Below are 7,609 nucleotides of genomic sequence, written 5' to 3'. Positions count from 1 at the left end.
TTATGCTGCCTTTGCTTCAAAGTATCCTATGAATGGGGAACTGAAAGCACAGGAAGCCAATATTCAGTCCATGCTTTCTTGGAGCGAATTAGAAAATATTACCTATACGCCCACCATATTCATCAATGGCCATGAGTTGCCCAAAGCTTATGCTGTGGAGGATTTAAAATATGTTTTGGAATAGAAACAGGCAAACAGGCCCTGAAAATATTCAGTCGCGATGAATGGTCACAGGCTTCGGGTGACCAAAATGTCCGGAGATTTTAATATTCAATAAAATCTAAAAAACATGAAAAAGTTAAGTTTTGAAATGCTGAGACTCACTTCAGGGGAAGTGCTTGGACGTAGTCAAATGAAGAAGATTACGGGGGGGGGAATGCTTGTAGCCATACACTAACCTGCGAGGATGGTACGCTGTTTGGCGGTTCAGGCAATTGTCCAACTGACGCTTCCCTCGAATGTGCAAACAACGGAGGCGCAGCTTACTGTGTAGAAGCGGGTTGCTCGTGACAGCCTAGGGGTTAGTTCCCACTGGGAACCAACCCCATTTTCACAATTTATGTGTTGCATTCATTCAAATAAAATAATATTTAACTATTCTGAACACAATACCATGACTCTAAAAAACTTAATAAATGGGCGGAATGAAGTGTTTTGGAAATTTCTCCCAGTGATTGTAGTGATGTTTTTTTCCTGTCAGGCAAAAGACAGAGAATCCGCAAGCTTGGATATCGATTTGGTAAAGGTTGACTCTTTTGTTGTCAAAAGAGACACGCGTTTTAGGATTTTGGATCATCATTCAAAAAATGGAAATTATCTTGGATATGATCCTATTACCAAGAGTTTTATATTGATTGATGCCCAGGGTGAGATCATTCGGGAAGTATTGAGAATTGGGGAAGGGCCAAACGAATATAACAGTAACCTAAGTTCCGCCGCATTCAATGAGGATGGTGGAGGAGTATTTCTCCAAAGCTCAAATGAACTTATATGGTATGACCAAAATTGGGAAATAAAAAAGAGATGGAAATATGGGCCAAACTTTGGTTTAACAGTATATGGCGGGCCAAGATATAGGACACCTTATTACTTCGGGGAGGATACATCGAGACCTTTTGTTTTTACCTCGTTTTTTCCAAATACCAAAATACCATTTAATGAAATACAAACGAAGTTAGGAAATGGGTATATTGTTGAGCTCTTTGATTCTTCCAATGACACTTTGATTTGGAAACTGCCAATTGATTTTAGTCTGTACAGTGAGTACAACCCAAAAGACAAAGAATTTGACTTGGCGCCAATCTATTACCTCGACACCGAAAACAAATTGTTGCTTCTTTCTTTTGACAACTCATTCACTGTAGGAGTGTACGATTTGAATGCGGATTTTAATTTCACGCGGCAGATCAATCTTGAAAAGAGTAATTTGATGGACAATGGGAAGGGTAAGACCGTGAAATTGTTTCCCGTTTATAACCGAGATCTTATGATTCTTCGGTATTCCGGGATAAGCGAGTTGGAGTTGGCAACGAAAAAAGAGGCGAACAGCACGTATTCTCCAATACAGGACTCCAAATTATACCGATTTTACTACGCCAGTGAAGACAAAAACGTCCTTAAAGAGCTGCCTTTTCCGGAAGGTATTGAACCCAATTCTGAACTCATCATTTTGGCAAGTGGAAAATTCTTAATGAGAGACAAAGATGAAGAAGGTGCTGAGATGAACTATTCCAGCTATTCTATTTATGAATTAAGAATGTGATTCAATGCAAAAATCCCCTGCAAATCATAAACTTACAGGGGATTTGAGCAATTAGTTGTGGAGCTGGCGAGATTCGAACTCGCGTCCAGATAGGGAAACACTGTACCGTCTACATGTTTAGTCACCTGTTGGGTTTTCGACTCCACACTGCTGGATGACACACCCATGTGAAGCTTATCCACTGAATTTCGCACCTGTCTAGTAGCGTCCCAGGCACTAGTTCTGTCTTATCGACACCCCAGAATCAACCCCAACAGAACGAAGGGTCGCGGGATGTGGCCAGGGAATTTCTATCGAAACTCAACCTTTTAAGCGTTATCTAATCCCCGAAGGGTTAAATTATGCAGCCATGGCGTAATTAGATTCGCCAGCTATGGTTTGTATGAATTATTTGCGGGCGTACATACTCCACCCGACATGCGAGCCCAGTCCTTACACCTCCTGTCAAAACCGGTCAGCCCCATTTGTTTCCAAAATGGATTACAAATATACAACAATTAAAGTTCCTACCGTCTGTCATTTTGATATTGACCAGAATTTTCGCCCTCAGCTACAAGCAATCAACCCACAATATGCATTGCACTGGCGAGTGGGTTTGTAAAGGAAAGAAAATTAGAGCATATTGGGAATAAGGCCTATTCCGAATATGCTGAAGTCAAAAAATACTGGCAACTGACCCATTGGTAAACCATTAGACTGGAATTCAAGTGCTGATGCATCACACGGATGCATTGGATATAGATTGCTTTAAACTCATTTTTTTGAAATTTCTTTGTATTCCTTTCCATAATTTGAAACCTTTGTCCTTTCATCAACCCTCTTTTGTTTTGAGAAAATTAATTTTGTTGCTCCTGATATTTTCCCCTTTTGTATTGCAGGGCCAAATTTTGAATATTGAAAGGGCACGCCTTGAAAAAGATACCAGTAAAGTGTTTTTGGTGAAAGTTGGTGCAGGATTGAGTGTTTATAACCGCAGTGCAGCAGCAGATGAGCCGGTCAACCTGTTCGGTTATAATTTTGACATGAATGCACTTTATTATCCTGGAAAGCATGGGTATATGTTTATTTCCAAATTTGATTACCTGCGCATCAACGATTCCGACTTCTTGAATTTTGGTTTTCTTCACGGCAGGGTCAATTTCCTCAGGGACCGAAAGGTGAATTTTGAGACCTACGTCCAATATTCCTTTGACAATTTCAGGGGGCTGGATCCAAGATGGGTGGCGGGTGGAGCCGTCAGACACAACATCGTCAAAACGGACCGGTTTTCTTTTATATTCGGCGTAGGTGGGCTGTATGAGTTTGAAAAATGGAAACACCCTTCAACTGAGGAAATCGTAGAAGTCAGCTTAATCAAGAGCTCCAATTACATCAGCCTAAGGGCTACCCTAAATGAATTTGTGGACATCAACATGGTCAATTATTATCAAGTCGGTTATGACAAAGAGATCGGGGCATTGAGAAACCGCATCAGCAATTCCACCATACTGAATACCAAACTGACGGATAAATTTTCCCTGACCAATACATTTGAATTGTCCTATGAAGACAAGCCCATCGTGCCCATCACCAAAGTGATCTATTCCTTCAAGACGAGTCTCTCCATCAATTTCTAAACGTCAGGCTTGCAGGACTCCATATTTGAATTGATATTTTCAGCCATCGCTTGGCACAAAGGGGATGGTGTAGAAGGAGAATTAAAGTGTAGGCGTATTGATATTTTAATTTCGAAGACAATCAGGGGATTGGGTAAATATTCTCCTTTAAAATCATAAACACCAAGGTCTAAATTCCAATTATTTTATATCTTGCGGTGATGGAAAATTTCGTTGTTTCAGCAAGAAAATACAGACCTTCTGATTTTAAGAGTGTAGTAGGGCAGCAGCACATAACCACTACTTTGAAAAATGCGATTAAAAACAACCACCTGGCGCAGGCATTTCTTTTTTGCGGTCCCAGGGGAGTGGGTAAAACCACCTGTGCCAGAATTCTGGCCAAAACCATCAATTGCCAAAATCAAACCGCAGATTACGAGGCCTGCAACACCTGTGATTCTTGCCTTGCTTTCAACAACAACAATTCCTTCAATGTCCATGAACTGGATGCTGCCTCTAACAATTCGGTGGATGATATCCGCAACTTGGTGGAGCAGGTCCGATATCCGCCCCAGCAAGGGCAATACAAGGTCTATATCATTGATGAGGTGCACATGTTGTCCTCCAATGCTTTCAATGCCTTCTTGAAGACCTTGGAGGAGCCGCCGAAGTACGCGATTTTTATCTTGGCGACTACTGAAAAACACAAGATCATCCCTACCATTCTGTCCCGTTGTCAGATCTTTGACTTCAACAGGATTCAGATCAAGGACATTGGCGAGCATTTGAAATATATCGCCTCTGAAGAAAAAATTGAATTTGAGGAAGAAGCCTTGCGGCTGATCGCTTCCAAGGCGGACGGTGCATTGAGGGATGCGCTTTCCATGTTTGACCTGATTGTGACCTATTCGGCAGGAAATAAACTTACCTACCTCGATACGATCAACAATCTCCACATTCTGGATTACGACTATTATTTTAAGGTGGTCGATGCCTTGTTGGAGGAAAGTATTGCGAAGACCTTGTTGATTTTTGACGAAATTCTCAAAAAAGGATTTGATGGGCAGAACTTTGTGACAGGATTGAGCGAGCATTTCAGAGATTTGATGGTTTGTAAAGATCCTCAGATGATCTCATTGTTGGAAGTCTCAGAGTCGGCCAAAGAGCGCTATGTTGCCCAATCGAAGCAAGCGTCATTGTCCTTTATTCTTTCGGCATTGAACATTTGCAATTACTCGGAGATCCATTACAAGGCCAGTAAAAACCAAAGACTTCATGTAGAATTGGCCTTGATGAAATTGGCGAAATTGCCCCAGGCGATTTCCCTCGCGGCATTGGCACAAGAAGACGCAAAAAAAAAAGCCTGATTGAGCAACCTTCTGTAGAAGAAAAAGCACCATCCCTTTTCAAGGACGCCAATCCGTTTGCAGCCAAAAAATCCCCTGTTCAAAAAACCATCTCCATTCCCTCCAATATAAGGGAGGCCCAGAATACGGTAAAGGATGCCCCTTTGGCCTCTCCTGAACAGCCCATGACAGAAGATCATCCTGAAGTGATGATATCTGCCCAATCAGGGAAGACTTCAGATACTTTTGACTTGACCAGGGTAAAGGAAGTGGTGGCCGAAATCCTGCTGGAGTTCAAAGCCGATCACAAAAACCTTGAAATGACTGTATTGAAACAGCCCTTTGAGATTGTGGACAACACGATTTTGTTTATCCTAAACGGGGAAATCCAGAAGGATGTGTTTTTAAAAATCAAACCGGAGTTTGTTGGGCTTTTGAGACAAAAACTCAAAAATACCCAAGTGAGATTGGACCTGGAGTTGAGGGAAAATATTGCAGACGACACACCAAAACTCTACACTTCCACAGATAAACTGAATTTTCTCAAGGGGAAATCAGGTGCTTTTCGGGATCTCCAGAATAGATTTGGGCTGGAGACCGACTTTTGATATAAATAATCTAGCCGGAAAATTTTTAGTCCGGACTCATTTCAAAAATCCACCCCAATTCCAAAGTTGATAAGGTTCTGCAGTTGGATTGCCCGTTTTGGAGGGCCATCATTTTGGGAAATAAAAACGCTTTCATCGTAAATCAAGACCGTTTCTATTCGGGTGGTGATGTATTTATTGATCTTCATGTTGATGATGGAGTTAAAATTCACCACCATGTTTCCCAGCCTTTCATAATTGGAAAAAAGATTCAGATCGGCTTTCCACCTGATGTTTTCCAAGAGTTGGATGTCCGTAGAGGAGGAGAGGGAAACACCCGCTTCCGGTCTGATATTTTCTCCCGGCATAACGCCAAAAGCCCCGGCATTTTTCAATGAATCGTCCATTACTATCGTGAACCTACCAGTAAAGGGAGAGCCAATGATGGAGATTTTATCCTTGTTCTTGAATTCTCTTCTGTAGTTCAAACCGGTGGAAGACTGAATATAGGCAGGTGCCAGCAAATCCGATATTTTTGCTCTGGATTCTCTTTCTGATCCAGGGGGTCTGAAATAACGATAACCTGACAATAACTGTGTCCGGGCATCTACTTGTGTCGACAGGAACCAAAAATCAGTTAACTCTCGGCCATATTTGCTCAGAAAGATAAAGTTGTCATTGGTTTTTCTGGAAGCAAATCTCCTTTCACTTTGTCTGTTAAATCCAAAATTAACGGTCAGCTTGCTGTCCCATATTTTTTCATCCTTGGCAAAATTGGCAAAAAGGTTTAATCCGGTGTTCAAAGCAAAATTACTGGCGCCACCAGCCGACCAATTCGTCAGGCTGACCTGCTGGATGCTTAAATTGAAATTGCCCCCCTTTTTCCAATAAATGGGCACTTCCGCCTTCTTGATGATGACCGAATCTCCCAGCATGATGATGGTGTCCCCATTGATCAAAAGGGTATCCGCCAACATCGTTCTGTCTTGGGATTTGGCGATTTGCAGTCCTGCAAATACGCATATAAAAAACAGGATCAACTTTTTTATCATTCTTCTGCTGGATGGGGCGATCAAATCATTAGGGTTTTAAAATAGTCAATTTCTGACCAATTCGGATGTTATTGTCGGGCAGATTGTTCCATTTTTTTATTTCATCCACACTTACACCATATCTTTGACTGATCCTGAACAGGTTTTCGCCTTGGCCAACCGTGTGCGCGATGCTGCCGTTTCCATTGCTGGCGGATCTTACAGGTGGACTTGCTGGTGCGGGCTGATAAACGGGTTGGCTCACGCTTGGTTGTGGCGTTTGTTGGGCTGGGGGAGTACTTGCCTGAATCGATCTCGGCGGTGTACTCAATGGGACGATCCTGATGTCCTCATTTCGTTTGCGGTGGTCAACAAGGTTCAGCACCATGCCTGACTTTAAATCCTTGTCTCTTCTGATTCTGTTTTTGGCTTTCAGTGAAGAAAGTTTGATTCCGTACATCTGTGAGATGGCCCAAAGGGTTTCTCCCGGTTGGACGATATGGGTTTGTACATCCGCTTTTGATTTTTTGGGATCGGTATAGTAATATTGTCCCGCTTCTATTTTCTCATTTCTATCCAGGTCATTTACTCTTCTGAATTTCCTTTCCCTGATGCCGATATCTTCTGCAAAAGCCTCCTGACTGGTCGTGGCCGTAGCCATGACACCATCGATGTTGTTGACCTTGATCTGGTTGGGTTGGGTTGCCTTCTGCTGGTTTCCGGTTACTCTCGGGTAGCTTGAAGTTCCTTTGGTATTGGCGGCTTGAGAATTTGGTTGGGTGCCAAAATTCTCTTGATTTGTAATCACTGCTGGTTTTACGGGAACGCTGCCTTCTTTCAGATAAACAACGGTGTAGGTTTTATCGCCGGGTATTTGTCCGTTTGAAGTCCATTTGTTGTATTCTTTCAAATGAGCTTCGGTGACCCCTAGTTTGGGGGCGATCGCTTTTAAAGTAGTGGGGCCTTGCACCCTGAGTTCATTCAAATACCTGCCATTGCTGACCAATAATGCGCTTTGACCTTCAAAAGCAATTTTGTGGGCCAAGAATTTTTTGAAGTACCAATGGGAATTCCGATCCAAGACGATGATTCTTTTCCCGTTTAGCTCGGTTCCAAAATAGGCTTTTGCCCCACCAAGTCCCATTTGGTAGGAGACGAGTGCGCACATCCAATTGTCAAATTGGGCATTGTGTTTCTTGAGGTACAGCGCTGCACCTTTCGTGGAGGAAACGATGTTTTTTCTTTCATCCACTACATTGTCAACCCTCAAAAAAACTTCCTCGGCAGT

At 42.5% G+C, this 7,609-nt stretch carries 6 protein-coding genes, 1 other RNA gene and 1 pseudogene; 5 read left to right on the top strand and 3 right to left on the bottom strand.

The annotated features are described in order from the left end of the window. Window positions 1–184, top strand: a pseudogene (locus tag Q7J63_RS19205) (VKOR family protein); the annotation flags it as partial. A 429-nt stretch (window positions 185–613) separates the two neighbouring features. Continuing rightward, window positions 614–1,762: a hypothetical protein gene (locus Q7J63_RS19200; RefSeq protein ID WP_304888562.1), complete on the top strand. Its 1,149-nt coding sequence runs from the start codon at window positions 614–616 to the stop codon at window positions 1,760–1,762. Between the two features lie 55 nt (window positions 1,763–1,817). Here Q7J63_RS19200 and ssrA read toward each other — a convergent pair. Next, window positions 1,818–2,224, bottom strand: a transfer-messenger RNA (tmRNA) gene (ssrA, locus tag Q7J63_RS19195). 365 nt (window positions 2,225–2,589) lie between these two features. Between ssrA and Q7J63_RS19190 the strand changes: the two genes are divergently transcribed. The 3 genes from Q7J63_RS19190 to Q7J63_RS19180 all read left to right on the top strand — a co-directional run bounded on the left by Q7J63_RS19190 (window position 2,590) and on the right by Q7J63_RS19180 (window position 5,311). Next, window positions 2,590–3,378: a DUF481 domain-containing protein gene (locus tag Q7J63_RS19190; protein WP_033405523.1), complete on the top strand. Its 789-nt coding sequence runs from the start codon at window positions 2,590–2,592 to the stop codon at window positions 3,376–3,378. Between the two features lie 200 nt (window positions 3,379–3,578). Continuing rightward, window positions 3,579–4,724, top strand: coding sequence for a DNA polymerase III subunit gamma/tau (locus tag Q7J63_RS19185; protein ID WP_304888558.1), 1,146 nt, complete (start codon window positions 3,579–3,581; stop codon window positions 4,722–4,724). 164 nt (window positions 4,725–4,888) lie between these two features. Next, the gene (locus Q7J63_RS19180) at window positions 4,889–5,311 is read left to right on the top strand and encodes a DNA polymerase III subunit gamma/tau (protein ID WP_304888556.1); all 423 of its coding nucleotides are present in this window, start codon (window positions 4,889–4,891) and stop codon (window positions 5,309–5,311) included. Between the two features lie 41 nt (window positions 5,312–5,352). Here the strand turns inward: Q7J63_RS19180 and Q7J63_RS19175 are convergent, their stop codons facing one another. Beyond that, complete coding sequence (locus Q7J63_RS19175; protein ID WP_019599855.1) at window positions 5,353–6,342, bottom strand: DUF3078 domain-containing protein; 990 nt, start codon at window positions 6,340–6,342, stop codon at window positions 5,353–5,355. 28 nt (window positions 6,343–6,370) lie between these two features. Further along, the coding region (locus Q7J63_RS19170) for a LysM peptidoglycan-binding domain-containing protein (protein ID WP_304888554.1) at window positions 6,371–7,609 on the bottom strand (1,239 nt) is incomplete at its 5' end.

Source organism: Rhodonellum sp. (assembly GCF_030656585.1).
Taxonomy (GTDB): Bacteria; Bacteroidota; Bacteroidia; order Cytophagales; family Cyclobacteriaceae; genus Rhodonellum; species Rhodonellum psychrophilum.
Note: the sequence above shows the minus strand (reverse complement) of the source record. Positions and strands in the feature narration are given on the sequence as shown.

Excerpts from the sequence above, each read along its gene's own strand:
- Q7J63_RS19200 (WP_304888562.1), top strand. The coding sequence starts at position 614 with ATGACTCTAAAAAACTTAATAAATGGGCGGAATGAAGTGTTTTGGAAA.
- Q7J63_RS19180 (WP_304888556.1), top strand. The coding sequence starts at position 4,889 with ATGACAGAAGATCATCCTGAAGTGATGATATCTGCCCAATCAGGGAAG.
- Q7J63_RS19175 (WP_019599855.1), bottom strand. The coding sequence starts at position 6,342 with ATGATAAAAAAGTTGATCCTGTTTTTTATATGCGTATTTGCAGGACTG.
- Q7J63_RS19185 (WP_304888558.1), top strand. The coding sequence starts at position 3,579 with ATGGAAAATTTCGTTGTTTCAGCAAGAAAATACAGACCTTCTGATTTT.